Annotated in this window: 16 protein-coding genes; 10 read left to right on the top strand and 6 right to left on the bottom strand. The window is 68.2% G+C overall.

The window, feature by feature from the left end:
- Positions 1-6: 6 nt before the first annotated feature.
- The 3 genes from F1654_RS07590 to F1654_RS07580 all read left to right on the top strand — a co-directional run bounded on the left by F1654_RS07590 (position 7) and on the right by F1654_RS07580 (position 4041).
- The gene (locus F1654_RS07590) at positions 7-1449 is read left to right on the top strand and encodes an AmpG family muropeptide MFS transporter (protein ID WP_150022922.1); all 1443 of its coding nucleotides are present in this window, start codon (positions 7-9) and stop codon (positions 1447-1449) included.
- A 71-nt stretch (positions 1450-1520) separates the two neighbouring features.
- Positions 1521-3029: a flavin-containing monooxygenase gene (locus F1654_RS07585; RefSeq protein WP_150022921.1), complete on the top strand. Its 1509-nt coding sequence runs from the start codon at positions 1521-1523 to the stop codon at positions 3027-3029.
- 118 nt (positions 3030-3147) lie between these two features.
- Positions 3148-4041, top strand: coding sequence for an RNA polymerase factor sigma-32 (locus F1654_RS07580; RefSeq protein WP_150022920.1), 894 nt, complete (start codon positions 3148-3150; stop codon positions 4039-4041).
- Here the strand turns inward: F1654_RS07580 and F1654_RS07575 are convergent, their stop codons facing one another.
- From F1654_RS07575 to F1654_RS07555, 5 genes are all read right to left on the bottom strand, one after another.
- Complete coding sequence (locus F1654_RS07575; protein ID WP_150022919.1) at positions 4042-4890, bottom strand: EamA family transporter; 849 nt, start codon at positions 4888-4890, stop codon at positions 4042-4044.
- Positions 4891-4969: 79 nt separating this feature from the next.
- A complete protein-coding gene (locus F1654_RS07570) occupies positions 4970-5509 on the bottom strand; it encodes a DUF3035 domain-containing protein (RefSeq protein WP_233205184.1) in 540 nt (179 codons plus the stop codon).
- Positions 5510-5598: 89 nt separating this feature from the next.
- On the bottom strand, positions 5599-6105 hold the full coding sequence (gene lspA, locus F1654_RS07565) for a signal peptidase II (RefSeq protein ID WP_233205183.1): 507 nt from the start codon (positions 6103-6105) through the stop codon (positions 5599-5601).
- A gap of 80 nt (positions 6106-6185) precedes the next feature.
- Positions 6186-7124: a bifunctional riboflavin kinase/FAD synthetase gene (locus tag F1654_RS07560; RefSeq protein ID WP_150022918.1), complete on the bottom strand. Its 939-nt coding sequence runs from the start codon at positions 7122-7124 to the stop codon at positions 6186-6188.
- 8 nt (positions 7125-7132) lie between these two features.
- Complete coding sequence (locus F1654_RS07555) at positions 7133-7576, bottom strand: MaoC family dehydratase (protein WP_150022917.1); 444 nt, start codon at positions 7574-7576, stop codon at positions 7133-7135.
- Between the two features lie 138 nt (positions 7577-7714).
- Between F1654_RS07555 and F1654_RS07550 the strand changes: the two genes are divergently transcribed.
- The 7 genes from F1654_RS07550 (at position 7715) to F1654_RS07520 (ending at position 14364) form a co-directional block, all read left to right on the top strand.
- Positions 7715-8101, top strand: a complete 387-nt coding sequence (locus F1654_RS07550; RefSeq protein WP_150022916.1) for a response regulator — start codon at positions 7715-7717, stop codon at positions 8099-8101.
- 86 nt (positions 8102-8187) lie between these two features.
- Positions 8188-8856 carry a protein phosphatase CheZ gene (locus F1654_RS07545; RefSeq protein WP_150022915.1) on the top strand — a complete coding sequence of 223 codons (669 nt, stop codon included), beginning with the start codon at positions 8188-8190 and terminating at the stop codon, positions 8854-8856.
- 105 nt (positions 8857-8961) lie between these two features.
- Complete coding sequence (locus F1654_RS07540; RefSeq protein WP_150022914.1) at positions 8962-11136, top strand: primosomal protein N'; 2175 nt, start codon at positions 8962-8964, stop codon at positions 11134-11136.
- 69 nt (positions 11137-11205) lie between these two features.
- Positions 11206-12159: a tetratricopeptide repeat protein gene (locus tag F1654_RS07535; RefSeq protein ID WP_150022913.1), complete on the top strand. Its 954-nt coding sequence runs from the start codon at positions 11206-11208 to the stop codon at positions 12157-12159.
- Entirely contained in the window at positions 12152-12727 is a 576-nt protein-coding gene (locus F1654_RS07530; RefSeq protein WP_150022912.1) for a tetratricopeptide repeat protein, read from the top strand. The genes F1654_RS07535 and F1654_RS07530 overlap by 8 nt, the downstream gene beginning before the upstream one ends.
- Positions 12728-12784: 57 nt before the next feature.
- On the top strand, positions 12785-13282 hold the full coding sequence (purE, locus tag F1654_RS07525) for a 5-(carboxyamino)imidazole ribonucleotide mutase (RefSeq protein ID WP_150022911.1): 498 nt from the start codon (positions 12785-12787) through the stop codon (positions 13280-13282).
- A gap of 2 nt (positions 13283-13284) precedes the next feature.
- Complete coding sequence (locus F1654_RS07520; RefSeq protein WP_150022910.1) at positions 13285-14364, top strand: 5-(carboxyamino)imidazole ribonucleotide synthase; 1080 nt, start codon at positions 13285-13287, stop codon at positions 14362-14364.
- Here the strand turns inward: F1654_RS07520 and F1654_RS07515 are convergent.
- Positions 14355-15716, bottom strand: a complete 1362-nt coding sequence (locus F1654_RS07515; RefSeq protein ID WP_150022909.1) for a dicarboxylate/amino acid:cation symporter — start codon at positions 15714-15716, stop codon at positions 14355-14357. The genes F1654_RS07520 and F1654_RS07515 overlap by 10 nt on opposite strands.
- Positions 15717-15819 lie beyond the last annotated feature (103 nt).

The following is a 15819-nucleotide window of genomic DNA, read 5'->3' as shown; positions in this document are numbered from 1 at the left end:
CGGCCCATGACGGACGCCCCGACCGCAGACCGCCCTGAGCCCGCACCGCCGCGCAATGTATTGTGGCGGGCCCTGACCGGGCTCGGCTGGCGCCGGGCCGGGGTCATGCTGCTCCTGGGGTTTGCGGCGGGCATTCCCATTCTTCTGGTGTTCTCCACCCTCTCGGCCTGGCTGCGCATTGAAGGCGTGTCGCGCACCGAGATCGGCTTCTTCGCCTGGGCGGGCATGGCCTATACCTTCAAATTCGTCTGGGCGCCGCTGGTGGACCGTATCGCCCTGCCGTTTCTGGACCGTTGGCTGGGGCGGCGGCGCTCCTGGATCCTGTTCTCCCAGTTCGCCCTGATCGCGGCCATGCTGCTGGCCGCTTCGGCCACGCCGGGCGAGGGGCTGGTGGTGATCGCCATGGCCACGGTGCTGATCGGGTTCTCCTCGGCCACCCAGGACATCGCGCTGGACGCCTGGCGTATCGACGTGGCCGAGGACGAGCACCAGGCCCTGATGGTGGCGATCTATCAGTGGGGCTACCGCCTGGGCATGATCGCGGCGGGTGCGGGCGCCTTGATGCTGGCGGACGCCACCAGCTTCAATTTCGCCTATGCCGTGCTGGCCGGACTGATGGTGATCGGGATTGCCGGCGTGTTCCTGGCGCCTGAACCGCCCCGGCCCAAGACGCTGGGCGGCGGAACCGAAGCGGTTGAAGGGGCGGTGGGCGGCAATCCGCTGGGCGGGGTGGCGGCCTGGCTCTATTCGGCCGTGGTGGCGCCCTTCGTGGATTTCCTGGTGCGCTATCGCTGGATCGCGATCCTGATCCTGACCCTGATCGGCGCGTATCGGCTCAATGATTTCATCCTGGGCTATATGGCCAATCCCTTCTATGTGGATATGGGCTATACCCTGTCCGAAATCGCGGCGATTTCAGGGGTTTATGGTGTATTCGCCATGCTGGCGGGGGCCATGCTGGCCGGGCTCGCTGCGGTGCGCTGGGGCGTCTATCCGGTGCTGATGGTGGGCGCGATTATCAGCGCGGTCTCCGCGCTGGGATTTACCTGGATGGCCATGGTCCAGCCCACCGATCCTTTCACCGTGGTGGACGGCGCTGCGTTGTCTCCCTGGCCGATGGAGAAAAACCCCGCCATCTGGCGGCTGACACTGGCGATCACGGCGGAGAACATGGCCGGCGGCTGGGCCGGCACGGCGCTGATCGCCTATATGTCCAGCCTGACCAACCGGGCCTTCTCGGCCACGCAATACGCCCTGTTCAGCTCGTTTTTCGCCCTGCCGGGCAAGCTGTTCGGCGGGTTTTCGGGCATCATGGTGGACTCTCTGGGCTATGCCAGCTTCTTCACCACCACCGCCCTGATCGGCGCGCCCGCCGTGCTGCTGGTGTGGATCGTGATGCGCTGGCGCGCCGCGCGCGAAGTCGCCAGCGCCCCCCCTCAGATCAGCTGATTGGCGCCCCCTTGATCCGGGCGGGTGAACAGTGTTCACTCGGTATGTAGAGGCAAGGCGGGAGCGTAATCATGGCCCATGGCGGCGAGGGCCCGGTCCAGGAGCGGGACGTTCTGATCGTGGGCGCAGGCCTGTCCGGCGTGGGCGCGGCCTGGCATCTCCAGCACCGCTGCCCGGACCGCAGCTATGCGATCCTTGAGGCGCGCGCCGGGATGGGCGGGACCTGGGATTTGTTCCGCTATCCCGGCATTCGCTCTGACAGCGACATGTACACATTCGGCTACGCCTTCCGGCCCTGGACGGACGGCAAGGTGTTCGCCGACGGCCCCAGTATCCGCCGCTATGTGGAAGACACCGCAAGCGAGGCCGGGATTAACCGCCATATCCGCTTTGGCCGGAGAGTAACGAGCGCCAGCTGGGACAGCGCCACGGCGCGCTGGACGCTGACCGCGGACGGCCCTGACGGGCGCGAGACCTGGCGCGCGCGCTTCATCATGCTGTGCTCGGGCTATTACCGGTATGACCGGGGCTATATGCCCGAATTTGAAGGCCTTGAAGACTTCAAGGGCCGGGTGATCCACCCCCAGCACTGGCCTGAAGACACCGATTACGCCGGCCGGCGCGTGGTGGTGATCGGCTCGGGCGCCACGGCGGTGACTCTGGTCCCGGCCATGGCCGAAAGCGCGGCGCATGTGATCATGCTGCAGCGCTCGCCCACCTATATCGCCGCCCGGCCCCAGCGCGACGCCATCGCCGATTTTCTGCGCAAGATTCTGCCCGGGCGCATGGCCTATGGCCTGACCCGGATCAAGAATATCGGCCTGGCCATGTTCTTCTTCCAGCTGTCGCGGCGCTGGCCGGGCTTTGTGAAGAAGGGCGTGCTCAAGCAGATCCGCGCCGAACTGGGCGCTGATTTCGACGTGGAGCGCCATTTCACGCCGCGCTACGACCCCTGGGACCAGCGCTTCTGCCTGGCGCCGGAGGGCGATTTCTTCCAGGCGCTGAAATCGGGTCAGGCGAGCATTGTCACCGATCAGATCGACCGCTTCACGCCTGAGGGCGTCAGGCTGAAATCGGGCGAGGTGATTGAGGCTGATCTGGTCATCCCGGCCACCGGGCTGGAAATGCAGGTGGGCGGCGGCATCGATATCAGCGTGGACGGGGCGCCCTTCACAGCCAGTGAAACCATCACCTATCGCGGCATGATGCTGTCGGGCGTGCCCAATGCGGCCATGGCGTTCGGCTACACCAACGCCAGCTGGACGCTGAAGATCGATCTGACGTGCGAGCGCGTGTGCCGCATGCTCACTCACATGGCCCGCACCGGGGCGGACTATGCCGTGCCGGTTCCGCCCGGAGAGATCGAGACGCTGCCCTTGCTCGATTTCAGTTCGGGCTATGTGCAGCGGGCCCTGCCCGGCCTGCCGCGTCAGGGCGCGCGCACGCCCTGGAAGACCCACCAGAACTATGTGCTGGACATGCTCACCATACGTTTTGGGCGGCTGGAGGACGGCCATCTGCAATTTCGCAAGGCGGGCGCTGAGGCGGCGCCCGCGTCCCTGGCCGCCGCGGCTGAATAGGGCGCCTGCCCCATATGTGAAGATTTCCGGGCGTTTGTGTGATCCGGCGTGCGCGGGCCTGCGTATCAGTTTGTTGAATACGCACATAGACCGCAGTCCTGATCGAAAGGCGTCTGACATGACGACACGCCCCGCGCCGTCCCGCTCCGCCGATCCCGACCGGCGTTATCTCAAACAGGCCATGGACACGCCGCTGCTCGAACGCGAGGAAGAGCTGGCGCTGGCCACGGCCTGGCGCGAGGAGGGCGATGAGGCTGCGCTGCACAAGCTCACCAGCGCCTATATGCGCCTAGTGGTCGCTGTGGCGGCCAAGTTCCGCCATTACGGCCTGCCCTTTCCCGACCTGGTCTCGGAAGGCAATATCGGCCTGATGCAGGCCGCGGCCCGTTTCGAGCCGGAGCGCGGCGTGCGCTTTTCCACCTATGCCAGCTGGTGGATACGCTCCTCCATTCAGGACTATGTGCTGCGCAACTGGTCCATCGTGCGCACCGGCACCACGGCGGCGCAGAAATCGCTGTTCTTCAATCTGCGCCGCTTGCGCGCCCTGATCCGCGATGTGGGATCGGGCGCCCTCAGCCCGGAGAACCGGGCCTATGTGGCCCAGGCGCTGAAAGTCGGCGAGGACGATGTGGAGCAGATGGCCGCGCGCCTGTCGGCGGTGGACCGCTCGCTCAACGCGCCCTTCAGCGAGGACGGGGACGGAGAGTGGCAGGACCTGCTCGCCAGCGAGGCGCCCGACCCGGAAGAATCGGTCATGGATTCGCGCGATGCGGCCAAGCGCCATGAATGGCTGGGCGAGGCCATGGCGCGGCTCAATGAGCGTGAGCAGCTGATCATCCGCGAGCGCCGCCTGCGCGAAGAGGCGGTGACGCTCGAACAGCTGGGCGAGCGTCTGGGCATTTCCAAGGAGCGTGTGCGCCAGATCGAGCACCACGCGCTGGGCAAGCTGCGCAAGGCGCTGGTGGAAGCCGTCGGCGACCCAGAAGAGGCCGGCCTGATCCCGGCGGGCTAGTTAGCCCAGCTGCAACAGCGCCAGCCCGCCCGCCAGCACCAGCGCCATCACGGCGCGCCGTGCGCCGAAGGGTTCCTTGAGCACGATGGCGGCCAGGATCGCGCCGAACACGATGGATGTCTCGCGCAGCGCCGCCACCGGCGCCACCGGCGCGATGGACAGGGCGTAAAGCGCCAGCCCGTACGTGGTGATGTTGAACACCGACGAGGCCGCCGCGCGCGGCAATTCGCTGCGCGCCTGCATCGCGAACGCCCGCCCGCGCCGGATCAGGGCGGTGGCGCCAAGACTGGCTGCGCTGAGGACGAAGAACCAGGACAGATAGCTCAGCGCCGAGCCTGCCGCGCGCACGCCCGAGGCGTCGTTGACGGTATAGCTGGCGGTCATCAGGGCCGCCGTCAGCGCAAAGGCCAGCGCGCCTGCCTTGGGTGCGCCGCCGCGTTCGGGCCAGGCGAAAGCGATCAGGGCGGCCGACGCAATCGACAGTCCCAGTATCGCCGCGGGCCCCAGCGGCTCGCCCAGCACGATGAAGGCGAACAGGCCCGCCAGCGCCGGCGCCGAACCGCGCATCACCGGATAGACCAGATTCATCTGCCCGCGCTGCATGGCCGCGATCATCGCCATGTTGAACGCCCAGATGATCGCCGCGCCCAGAAGCAGGAAACGCCAGGCCTCCCAGGGCGGGAAGGGCAGGAGGATGAGCAGCGGGCTCAGCGCCAGCGCGCAGATCGTCATGGAGACGGCCCGGAACACCAGCATGTCGCGCGCCTGCTTGGTGAACAGCGTCATCACCGCATGGGCCATGGCCGAGCCCAGCGCAGCGGCCAGGGCGATCACCGGCGCCTCGCTCATCAGGACATGTCTGCGAACGCAAACGGCCCCGCCTCAGGCGGGGCCGTCACATGCGGGTAATCAGACCTCAAGCCGGGGCTCAAAGACCGGGAAGCTTCGGGCGCACGCGGCGGCGCTCGCGGGTGATCTGCACCTGGCCGCCGCCGGTGATGGCCGCCATGCGCGAGAGCTCGTCCTCATAGTCGATCGCCTCGCGGCCGTGGGCCTCAAGACGCTCATTATCGCGCCAGAACAGGATGCGGTCGGCGATGGAGGGGGGCTTGCGCACGATGGCGGCGGTTTCGCCGTCGATCAGGGCGCGCACGTCGGGAATGGCGTCCGCTGCGCCTGCGCGCTGGGCGAACAGGATTTCCGCATCCGTCGCCTGGGTCGCCGACAGATCGCCGAACAGGGCCCGGCGCGCGGCCTGGTCCTGGAAGATATCCTCGGGGCGCAGCTCGCCCGGCCGCGGCGGGCGCAGATTGAACTCCGGCGGCACGGTCAGCGGGGCGATGGTCACCACGCGGAATTCGTCGGGCACGGTCTTGTCCGCGCCCAGCGCCTGGCGGACGCCGGTATTGCACGCCGTGGCGCCCAGAAGGGCGGCGGAGGCGATGATCAGGGCGGTGCGCATGTGCATGGCGTGTACGCTCTTTCTCGGTTGCGAAGGCCGTAGGCTGTTTTGTAGCAGAGCCGGGGCGGACCTGGCCAGAGCGCCCGGCGCCCGGCTCAGCGCCGGCGTTCGTTGAACACAAGATCGGCCAGCATCACCGCCACGCCGATGGAGATGGCCGCATCGGCCACATTGAACACCCAGGGGAAATACAGCCCGGAAAAATCGAGGAAATCGGCCACCGCGCCATAGGCCAGCCGGTCGATCACATTGCCCACTGCGCCGCCGATGATCAGCCCGAATGCACAGGCCTGCAGCGCCCGCTCCGAGCGCCACATCCATACCGCCAGCACGCCGGCCACCGCCAGCGATATGCCCACCAGGATCAGGCGCTGCCACAGGCTGTCAGCGGCGAACAGGCCGAAACTGATGCCCGCATTCCACACCATGGTCAGATTGAACCAGGGATCGATCACCGGGATCTGCTGCACTTCGGGCAGGCCGGAACGGTAGAGGATCCAGGCCTTGGAAGCCTGGTCTGCGGCCAGAATGGCGAGAGCAGAGAGCAGTCCCGCCAGAGCCGGGGCCGGCAAACGCCGGCGTCGCGCAAACATGGGTTTCATGTGTCAGGCGTCCTCATCCCCCTGATCCCTTGGCTAGCAGGCCAGGCGGCGCGGGTCCAGTGACGGGCGGGCAAGTGTGATCACGTTCCCGCGCCCAGCAAGCGCCGGGCGGTGTCACAATCCGCCGCGATCTGGGCGCGCAGGGCGTCCAGCCCGTCAAAACGCTGTTCAGGCCGGATAAAGGCGATCAGCTCGCACTCGATCATCTGGCCATAGAGATCAGCGTTGAAATCGAACAGATAGGCCTCCAGGCGGGCCTCCAGCCCCTCCACCGTGGGCCGCCGTCCGATATTGGCCACCGCCGGCAAGGCTTCGCCTCCGCCCAGATTCACCCGCACGGCGTACACCCCGAAAGCCGGGCGCAGATACTCGCCCAGCGCCACATTGGCGGTGGGAAAGCCGATGGTGCGGCCGCGCCGGTCGCCTTCGCTGACCTCGCCTTCAATGGCGAAAGGCCGGCCCAGCAGCGTGGCGGCGCGCGCCGGATCGCCCTCGCGCAGGGCCTGGCGCACGCCGGAGGAAGAGATTTTCTGTGCGCCGGGCCCATCCTTCACCGGCGCGGCGATGCGCACCGCCATGCCGCAGGCCTCGCCCAGGGCCTTGAGTGTTTGCGCATCGCCTGCCCGGTTGCGGCCGAAGCAGAAATCGGCGCCTGTGACGACGCCGGCCAGGCCCAGCCCCTCATGGAGCGCCTCGCGCACGAAACGCTCCGGGCTCATGGCCGCCAGCGCCCGGTCAAACGGGATGTGATGGACCAGTTGCGCGCCTGCGCCCTGCAGCGCCCGCACGCGCTGGGCGGCGCTCATCAGCGCGAAGGGCTCGGCGTCCGGCTGAAACACCCGGCGCGGATGGGGGGTGAACACGGCGGCCCCCGCCGGGGCGCCCAGCGCGCGCGCCAGCGTGACCGCCTCGCTCAGAACAGCCTGATGTCCGCGGTGCACGCCATCGAAATTGCCCAGCGCCGCGACGGCGCCGCGGGCGGCTTCAGGCAGGGCGCTATAGCCGTGATAGACGCTCATGCGGCCGGTCAGGCGGCGCTGGCGGGGCGGCGCTTGCGCACCACCACTTCGGCGTCCGCCTCCATGCAGGTCTGGCCGTTGACCTCGCACACGCACAGAAGCTTCACCTTGCGTCCCTTGACATCCACCTCGGTGACCGTGGCGCGCACCAGGACCGTGTCGCCAATGCGAACGGGGCGCTCAAAGCGCATGGTCATGCCCGCAAACACCGCGCCCGGACCGGGCAGGTGATTGCCCAGCACGCAGGAAATAAAGCTGGCCACCAGCGCGCCATGGGCGATGCGCCCGCGGAAGGGCGTGCGCGAGGCATAGGCTTCATCAAGGTGCAAGGGATTGAAATCGCCTGAGACTTCAGCGAAGCGCCGCACGGTCTCATCGTCCACGAGACGGGTGATTTCGGCGCTTTGACCGACCTCAAGTTCGGTGATTGCGTAGCCTTCGCCGCCGGTCATGAAATGCGCCCTTTCCTGTTGGCCGGGTGTTTAACCGAATTTTGACCGCACTTGTCTAGCCTTGCGTACTCACAAGGGCGGACACGGAAAAGATTCCGGTCTGCTGTCTGACGCGCCTGAACAAACGGAGGTGGGGTGATGGCCGTTGAGATGAATATGCCGATCCTGGTGGTTGATGACTACAAGACCATGGTGCGGATCATCCGCAATCTGCTCAAGCAGATCGGTTTTGAGAACGTGGACGAGGCCAGTGATGGGGCCGAAGCGTTCGAGATGATGAAAAAGCGCAAATACGGCCTTGTCATCTCCGACTGGAACATGGAGCCGATGACCGGCTATGAGCTGCTCCAGAAAGTGCGCGCGGACGAGGCGGTGAAATCCACCCCGTTCATCATGGTCACGGCCGAATCCAAGACCGAGAACGTGATCGCCGCCAAGAAGGCGGGCGTGAACAATTACATCGTCAAGCCGTTCAACGCCGGCACGCTCAAGGCCAAGATGTCCGCCGTGATCGGCGAGTTCTGAGGCTGGGGCCTGAACACTATTGCAGAACACATGAGGGCGCGGCCAACGCGCTCCGTGGGGCAGATACCTGAGGGAAGGATGATCCCATGCCTGCAGCAGAAGTCGCCGCGCGCGTGCGCGAATCGCTTCAGTCGGTGAAAGCCGCCGATCTGAAGGACGCCCAGCTGATGGAGGTCTTGCGCCTCGCCCAGCAGCTGACGGACACCATGCAGATGTTTTTCGGGTCGCTGGATCGTTCGATCCACACCGAATTCAACGCCATCGCCGCCTATATCGCGCGAACGCGTGATGAAATCGCCCAGCTGCGCCCCAATGATATCAAGGAGCAGCGCATCCCCGTCGCCGGCGCCGAGCTGGAAGCGGTGGTGGGCGATACCGAAAAGGCCACCGAAACCATTATGAGCCAGGCCGAGGCCGTCATGATGATGGACGCCAGCGACCCCGCCGCCTACAAGGACGCGGTGGACGAGGCGATGACCAAGATCATCGAGGCCTGCGCCTTTCAGGATCTCGCCGGTCAGCGCGTGTCCAAGGTGGTGTCCTCACTCAAGCATATCGAGGAGCGTGTCGGGCGCTTCGCCGCCACCATGGGCGTGCTCGACGCAGACGCCACCGAGGCCGAGCGTGAAGAGGCCGAGCGGCGCAACAAGCTGCACCTCAACGGCCCGGCTCTGGGCGGGCCGGAAACCGGCCAGGATGATGTGGATGCGCTGCTGGGCATGGACCAGGACGCCATCGACGCCCTGTTCGACTAAAGCCTGACATCGCTGCAGCACCGGCAAGGCCGGCGGGACCTTCCGCCGGCCTCTGCTATGGTGGCGGCCTGATTCCCGTCTGCCGGGGGAGGTCCCAGCGCGTCCATGTCCGCCCCGCTCGCCGTCAGGGCTTCGGTCCTGTTTCCCATGCCCCTGCCCGAACCGTTCGACTATGCGGTCCCTGACGGCGTGGACGTGCGTGCGGGCGATCATGTGCTGGCGCCGCTGGGCCAGCGCACGGCCCCGGGCGTGGTGTGGGCGTTGCGCGCCGATGACGGATCTCGCCCGCTCAAATCCCTGACCGATGTCATTGGCGGCCCGCCGCTGGGCGAGGCCGACCGGGCCTTTGTCGACTGGTGCGCGCGCTATCTGGTGGAGCCGCCCGGCGTGATCCTGCGCGCGCTTCTGCGCTCGCCCGGCGCCCTGCGCCCCAGCCCGGTGGAGACCGTCTATCATGTCACCGGCCTTGAGATCGCACGCCTGACCCCGGCCCGGCGCGCCGTGCTGGAGGCCGCGGCGCCCGAAGCCGTCACCGCCGCCGAACTGGCCCGGCGCGCAGGCGTGTCCTCATCTGTCGTGACCGGGCTGGCGCAGGCCGGCGCGCTGCGCGCCGAAGAGATCGCCGCCGATCCGCCCTTTGACGCCCCTGATCCGGACCGGGCGGGCCTGGCCCTGACGCCACTGCAGGAACAGGCCTCCGCAGCGCTGCGGCGCATGGCGGGCGCGGGCGGATATCAGGCCGCCCTGCTCGATGGCGTGACCGGATCGGGCAAGACGGAAGTGTATTTCGAGGCCGCCGCCGAGATCCTGCGCCGCGAGCCGGACGCCCAGGTGCTGGTGCTCCTGCCCGAGATCGCGCTCACCCAGGCTGTCACCCGCCGCTTTGCCGAACGCTTCGGGGCTGAGCCGGCGGTGTGGCACTCAGGGCTCTCCGACAAGGCGCGCCGGCGGGTCTGGCGCGAGGCGGCCTCGGGGCGCGCGCGCATCGTGGCCGGGGCGCGCTCGGCGGTGTTCCTGCCCATGCGCAATCTGCGCTGTATCATCGTGGATGAGGAGCACGACCCCACCTACAAGCAGGACGAGATGCTCACCTATAACGCGCGCGATCTGGCCGTGGCCCGTTCCAGGCTGTCCGGCGCGCTGTGCGTTCTGGCCAGCGCCACGCCCTCGCTGGAAAGCCTGGTGAACGCCGAGAGCGGGCGCTATGTGCATGTGCGCCTGCCCGCGCGCGCCGGGGGCGCGGTGCTGCCCGATATCGAGCTTCTGGACCTGCGCCTGAGCCCGCCCGAGCCGGGCGACTGGCTTTCGCCAACGCTTGCCGCCGCCGCGGCCGAGACGCTGGCGCGCGGCGAGCAGGTGATGTTCTATCTCAACCGGCGCGGCTACGCCCCGCTGGTGCTGTGCAAGGCGTGCGGCCACAAGATGAAGAGCCCGGAGGCGGACCGCTTCCTGGTCGAGCATCGCTATACCGGGCGCCTGGTCTGCCATGTCACCGGGTTTTCCATGCCGCGGCCCGAGGTCTGCCCGTCCTGCGGCGCCAAAGACAGCCTGATCAGCGTCGGACCGGGCGTGGAGCGCGTCGCCGAGGAGGCGCGCCGCCGGTTTCCCGATCAGCGCATCGAGGTGTTCTCGTCAGACACCGCACAGGGTCCTGATGGCATCAGAGCGCTCGTTTCCAGCATGGAAAAGGGCGAGATCGACATCCTGGTTGGCACCCAGATCGCAGCCAAGGGCCATAATTTCCCCCGCCTGACGCTGGTGGGGGTGGTGGACGCCGATCTGGGCCTGGCGGGCGCGGATTTGCGCGCGGGCGAAAGGACTTACCAGACGCTGGTGCAGGCGGCTGGGCGCGCAGGGCGCGCGGACCGTCCCGGGCGGGCGATCCTGCAGACCTGGAACCCGGATCATGAAGCGCTTCAGGCGCTTGCTGCCGGCGACCGGGAGGCGTTCCTGGCCGCCGAGCGCTCGGTGCGTGAAATGCTGGGCCTGCCGCCCTTCGGGCGCCTGGCCGCGCTGATTCTTTCCGGACCTGACCCCGAAGCTCTTGAAACAATATCGCGATCCATCGCCGCCGCCGCGCCTCTGGCCGACGGTGTGGAGGTGTTCGGCCCCGCTGATCCGCCGCTGAGCGTGGTGCGCGGGCGCTGGCGCAAGCGCTTCCTGGTGCAGGCGGGCCGGCAGGTGGATATATCGGCCTATATGCGCGCCTGGGCCTCGCGCTTCAAAACCCCGCCCTCCATCCGGGTGAGCCTTGATATCGAGCCCTATTCCTTCTTGTAATTTCAGGCTTGTTTTCAGGCGTCTGGAGGCGCAGCCTCGCCAGCGGTTTCCACTATCAAGGCCGCCGCCATGCGCGCTCTGCCCCTCATCGCCGCCCTGCTATGCGCCGCCCCCGCCTTCGCTGACGAACCTGACCGTTTCGCGGACGCCGGGAAGGCCATGGAGGCGCGTGATTTCGCCAGCGCCGCCCGCATGCTGAGGCCTTTGGCCGAGGCTGGCGACGCCGAAGCGCAATACCGGCTGGGCATGGCCCTGGCCGACGGGCGTCAATACGGCGCCATGGGCGGGGTGGAAGGCGTGGAATGGCTGGAGCGTGCGGCCTTGCAGGGTCATGAGAATGCGGTGCTGCGTCTGGCCTTTGGCCATCAGTACTGGCCCAACCACCCCTTTCACCGCGCCGAGCTTGTGCGCTGGCTGGAGTATGGCGTTGAGGCCGGCTTCCCCTGGGCGATGAGCTGGCTGGCGGGTTATTTCCATACCGATACAGGCCTTTACACCGGGCAGGATCATGAGCGCGCCCGTGCGCTATATCAGGCGGCGGCTGATGCCGGACATGGCCACGCCATGGTTCCGCTGGCCCGGATGCTGATGGCGGGCGAAGGCGGACCGGCGGACGGGGAGGCGGCGCTGCACTGGCTGGACGCGGCGCGGGCGGCGCAGATGCGCTTCACCGAATGGCCCACGGGCGAGCTTTTTCACTATGGCGCGCCGGGTGTTGAGCCTGACCTGGACCAGGCCGCCTACTGGTACATGCAGGCGGCGCGTGAGGGCCTCCAGCCGCCTGAGGCCTGGTCGCGCCTGTCTGATCTTTACGAGGCGCGCGGTGATCGCGCACGGGCGGCCTCTGCGCTGGATGTGTTCTCAAACCGGCTGTCTGATCCCCATAGGCCAGAACTGGCCGCCTATATGGCCGGACTGCGCGAGCGGCTGGCCGTCTACCACACGGATCTCACCGAGGCCGAGCGGCAGACCCGCCAACGGGTCACCCTCGCCTGCCTGTTCAATGACGGCGTCTGTGATTGATCCGTCTCTGGCCCGGGCGCTCGACGCGCTGGCCTCGGGCGCGCTGGAGGCGGCGCGCGATCTCCTGCGCCCGCTCGCCGAGGCTGGTTATGGCGAGGCGGCCTATTGGCTGTCACGATCGCTGATGCACGACACGCCCGCCCGCCTCAACTGGCTCCATCGCGCCGCAGAGCTGGGTTCGGGCCAGGCGCATCTGGAGCTGGCCGGGCTGTATGAAGAAGGCCGGATCGTCCGGCGCGACCCGGAGGCTGCGCGCGCGGCCTATCTCGCCGCAGCGCAGACCGGCCAAGCCGAGGCGCAATTCGTACTGGGTTCACTGCTCGCATCAGGCGGTTTGTTCGAGACGGACCCGGACGGCTCGGCCCACTGGACCCGCGCCGCCGCAGAGCAGGGCCATCAGGGCGCCATGCTCAATCTGGCTCACAAGCTCCTGCAGGCGGGCGCGCGCGGGGAGGCTGCCCAATGGGGGCACCGGGCCGCCCTCAGCGAGGAGCCGGACATCGCCGCCTGGGCGGGCGATGTGCTGGCGGCGCTGGAGGCGGGGGGCAGCGGGACCGGTTCTCCTTGACCTTGCAGCGCGTGTGCGTATTGTCCCGCGCTTTCCAGTGACCAGCAGGCAGTCATCATGAGCACTCGCGCCGGGGCGGCGCCCGTCGCCATCGTCATGGGTTCGCGTTCCGACTGGCCGACCCTGAAGTCGGCGGCGGCGATGCTGGATGCGCTTGACGTGGCCTATGAGGCGCGCGTGGTCTCCGCACACCGCACGCCGGACCGGCTGGTGAGCTTCGCCAAAGGCGCACAGGCTGCTGGCGTGAAGGTGATCATCGCGGGCGCGGGCGGCGCGGCGCACCTGCCAGGCATGGTGGCGTCCATGACGTCCCTGCCCGTTCTGGGCGTGCCGGTGCAGTCCAGGGCCCTGTCCGGGCTCGATTCCCTTTTGTCCATCGTGCAGATGCCCGGCGGCGTGCCGGTGGGCACGCTGGCGATCGGCGAGGCGGGCGCGAAGAATGCGGGCCTCATGGCCGCCTCCATCCTGGCCCTGTCCGACGCGGAGCTGATGGCGCGGCTGGAAGCCTGGCGGGCCGGGCAGACCGCCTCGGTGGCCGAGAGCGTCGAGGACTAAAAGTGAGCGCGCTCAAGCCGGCAGACCGCATCGGCATTCTCGGCGGCGGCCAGCTCGGGCGCATGCTGGCGCTGGCGGCGGCGCGGCTGGGCCTGGACGCGGTGATCTTTGATCCCGAACCCGATTGCCCGGCGAGCCGCGTAGCGGTCGAGCATCACTGCGCGCCCTATGAGGATCTGGACGCCGTGGCGCGCTTCGCCGCTTCGGTGCAGGCAGTGACGTTCGAGTTTGAAAACGTGCCCGTCGAAAGTGCGCGCGAGGCGGCCCGCCACGCCCCCTTGCGCCCGGGCGCCCAGGCGCTGGAGACCGCGCAGGACCGGCTGACGGAGAAGACCTTCCTCAACGCTCATGGCGCACGCACGGTGGAGTTCCGCGCCGTGGACAGCGCCGATGACGCGCGCGCCGCACTGTCCGAACTAGGGGCGCCGGCCATACTCAAGACCCGCCGTCTCGGCTATGACGGCAAGGGTCAGGCGGTGGTGAAAACCGCCGATGAGGCTGCAGACGCCTTCACCCGTTTCGAAGGCCGCCCGGCCATTCTGGAAGCCTTCGCCCCGTTCCGGCGCGAGTTGTCCATTCTGGCGGCGCGCAGCCTTGAGGGCGATGTGCGCCCCTGGCCGCTGGCGGACAATCGTCATCAGGGGGGCATTCTGCGCGAGAGCCTGGCGCCGGCCGATGTCAGCGCGGCGACGGCCCGGACGGCTGAAGACATGGCGCGCGCCATTCTGGAAGCGCTGGATTATGTCGGCGTCATGGCGGTGGAGCTGTTCGAGCTGGAGGACGGGACGCTGCGGGTCAACGAGATCGCCCCGCGCGTTCACAATACCGGCCACTGGACCATGGACGCCGCGCGCACCTGCCAGTTCGAGCAGCATGTGCGGGCGGTGGCGGGCTGGCCGCTGGGCGATCCGTCTGCCTTGCGGGCGGCGCGCATGATCAATCTGATCGGATCTGAGGCTGATGACTGGGCGCGCTGGCTCGCCGAGCCGGGCGCGCACCTGCATCTCTATGGCAAGCGGCAGACGCGCGAAGGCCGCAAGATGGGCCATGTCACCCTGACCGCGCCCTTGCTTCAGGACTGACGGGCTTCGGCGGCGTCCAGCTCCTCGCCATTGCGGGTCAGGATGCGCGTGGCGGCCAGATCCCCGGTGACGTTCACCGCCGTGCGCGCCATGTCCAGGAACCGGTCCACGCCCAGCACGAACACCAGCCCGTAGGGCGGGATGCCGAAGCTGACGACAAGCCCGGACAGTATGGCGATGGACACGCCCGGCGCCCCCGGCGCGCCGATGGAGGCGGCCACCAGCGTGGCGATCATGAAGGCCACCTGGAACGGATCGAGCGCCACGCCGGCGATCTGGGCGACGAACACCACCGCGCAAGCCTGATAGAGCGCGGTGCCGGCCATGTTCACCGTGGCCGCCAGCGGGATCACGAAGCTGGCGGTGGAGGAGGGGGCGTGCAGCTTCTCCACGGCGGTGCGGATGGAGAGCGGGATGACGGCGGCGGAGGACGAGGTGGAGAAGGCCAGAAGCTGGGCCTCACCCACCGCGCGCTGGAAGGTCAGCGGGCTCATGCGTCCGAACAGCGCCACGCAGGCGTAGTACAGCGCCAGAAGACCGGCGAGTCCCGCCAGCACGGTCGCCACATAGGCGCCCAGCGCCACCAGCGATTCCGCGCCCAGGCGGGCCAGCAATTGCGCGGTCAGGCCGAACACGGCGTAGGGCGTGATGTACATCGCCCATTTCACCACCGTCATGGCCACTTCCAGCAGGCCCTCCAGCACCCGGATCAGCGGCTCGAGGCGGGTCTTGTTGGGCGAGGCCACATAGGCGGCGCCCAGAAAGATGGAGAAGATCACCACCGCCAGCATCTCGCTCTCCACCATGGAGGCGAGCGGATTGTCGGGCACCAGTGCGGCGATCATGCCCGGCGCGTCAGCGGCCATCTGGGCGAAGGGATCAGCGTTGATGGCCGCTTCAGCCGGGTCGGGCCGCAGGCGCGGGACGGGGACGAACTCTGTGGCGACCAGCGCGCCGGGGCGGAAGGTCATGGTCAGAAACGCGCCCAGCGCCGCGGCGGCGGTGGTGGTGGCGCCCACGAACAGGGCCAGGCGCCCGCCCACCGCGCGCAGGCGCGCAGGATCGGCGGCGCCCGCGGCGAGACCGAGAATGATGGAGCTGGCCACCAGCGGCATCAGCACCATCTTGATCAGCCCCAGGAAGATATGGCCGGGCAGCGCCATCCATTCGCCCAGCGCCGCCGCCAGCTCGCGGCTGACCAGCCCGGCTTCCGGCCCCAGCGCCAGCCCCGTCGCGGTCCCCAGGATCAGCCCGATCAGCACCTGCGCCCACAGGCGCGCCTTGACCCAGCCTTCCAGCGTGCGGGTGAGCGTGTTGTAGCGAATGCGCCTCGGCGCGCGCGCCCGGATCATGGCTTTATCCCTGCGGGTCTGAGTGACTGTGGCGGCGCCCGGCGTAACTGAGCGCGCCGCCCGTGAACGGCTCGAAGCCAGTTTGCCGCCCCCGCCTGGTCCG

This window comes from Alkalicaulis satelles, assembly GCF_008630495.1.
Taxonomy (GTDB): domain Bacteria; phylum Pseudomonadota; class Alphaproteobacteria; order Caulobacterales; family Maricaulaceae; genus Oceanicaulis; species Oceanicaulis satelles.
Note: the sequence above shows the minus strand (reverse complement) of the source record. Positions and strands in the feature narration are given on the sequence as shown.

What these genes read in the sequence shown, in the direction of transcription:
- F1654_RS07575 (WP_150022919.1), bottom strand. Translation starts at nt 4,890, where the DNA reads ATGAGCGAGGCGCCGGTGATCGCCCTGGCCGCTGCGCTGGGCTCGGCC.
- F1654_RS07555 (WP_150022917.1), bottom strand. Translation starts at nt 7,576, where the DNA reads ATGACCGGCGGCGAAGGCTACGCAATCACCGAACTTGAGGTCGGTCAA.
- F1654_RS07560 (WP_150022918.1), bottom strand. Translation starts at nt 7,124, where the DNA reads ATGAGCGTCTATCACGGCTATAGCGCCCTGCCTGAAGCCGCCCGCGGC.
- F1654_RS07570 (WP_233205184.1), bottom strand. Translation starts at nt 5,509, where the DNA reads ATGCACATGCGCACCGCCCTGATCATCGCCTCCGCCGCCCTTCTGGGC.
- F1654_RS07590 (WP_150022922.1), top strand. Translation starts at nt 7, where the DNA reads ATGACGGACGCCCCGACCGCAGACCGCCCTGAGCCCGCACCGCCGCGC.
- F1654_RS07535 (WP_150022913.1), top strand. Translation starts at nt 11,206, where the DNA reads ATGCGCGCTCTGCCCCTCATCGCCGCCCTGCTATGCGCCGCCCCCGCC.
- lspA (WP_233205183.1), bottom strand. Translation starts at nt 6,105, where the DNA reads ATGAAACCCATGTTTGCGCGACGCCGGCGTTTGCCGGCCCCGGCTCTG.
- F1654_RS07545 (WP_150022915.1), top strand. Translation starts at nt 8,188, where the DNA reads ATGCCTGCAGCAGAAGTCGCCGCGCGCGTGCGCGAATCGCTTCAGTCG.
- F1654_RS07515 (WP_150022909.1), bottom strand. Translation starts at nt 15,716, where the DNA reads ATGATCCGGGCGCGCGCGCCGAGGCGCATTCGCTACAACACGCTCACC.
- F1654_RS07540 (WP_150022914.1), top strand. Translation starts at nt 8,962, where the DNA reads ATGTCCGCCCCGCTCGCCGTCAGGGCTTCGGTCCTGTTTCCCATGCCC.
- purE (WP_150022911.1), top strand. Translation starts at nt 12,785, where the DNA reads ATGAGCACTCGCGCCGGGGCGGCGCCCGTCGCCATCGTCATGGGTTCG.
- F1654_RS07580 (WP_150022920.1), top strand. Translation starts at nt 3,148, where the DNA reads ATGACGACACGCCCCGCGCCGTCCCGCTCCGCCGATCCCGACCGGCGT.
- F1654_RS07550 (WP_150022916.1), top strand. Translation starts at nt 7,715, where the DNA reads ATGGCCGTTGAGATGAATATGCCGATCCTGGTGGTTGATGACTACAAG.
- F1654_RS07585 (WP_150022921.1), top strand. Translation starts at nt 1,521, where the DNA reads ATGGCCCATGGCGGCGAGGGCCCGGTCCAGGAGCGGGACGTTCTGATC.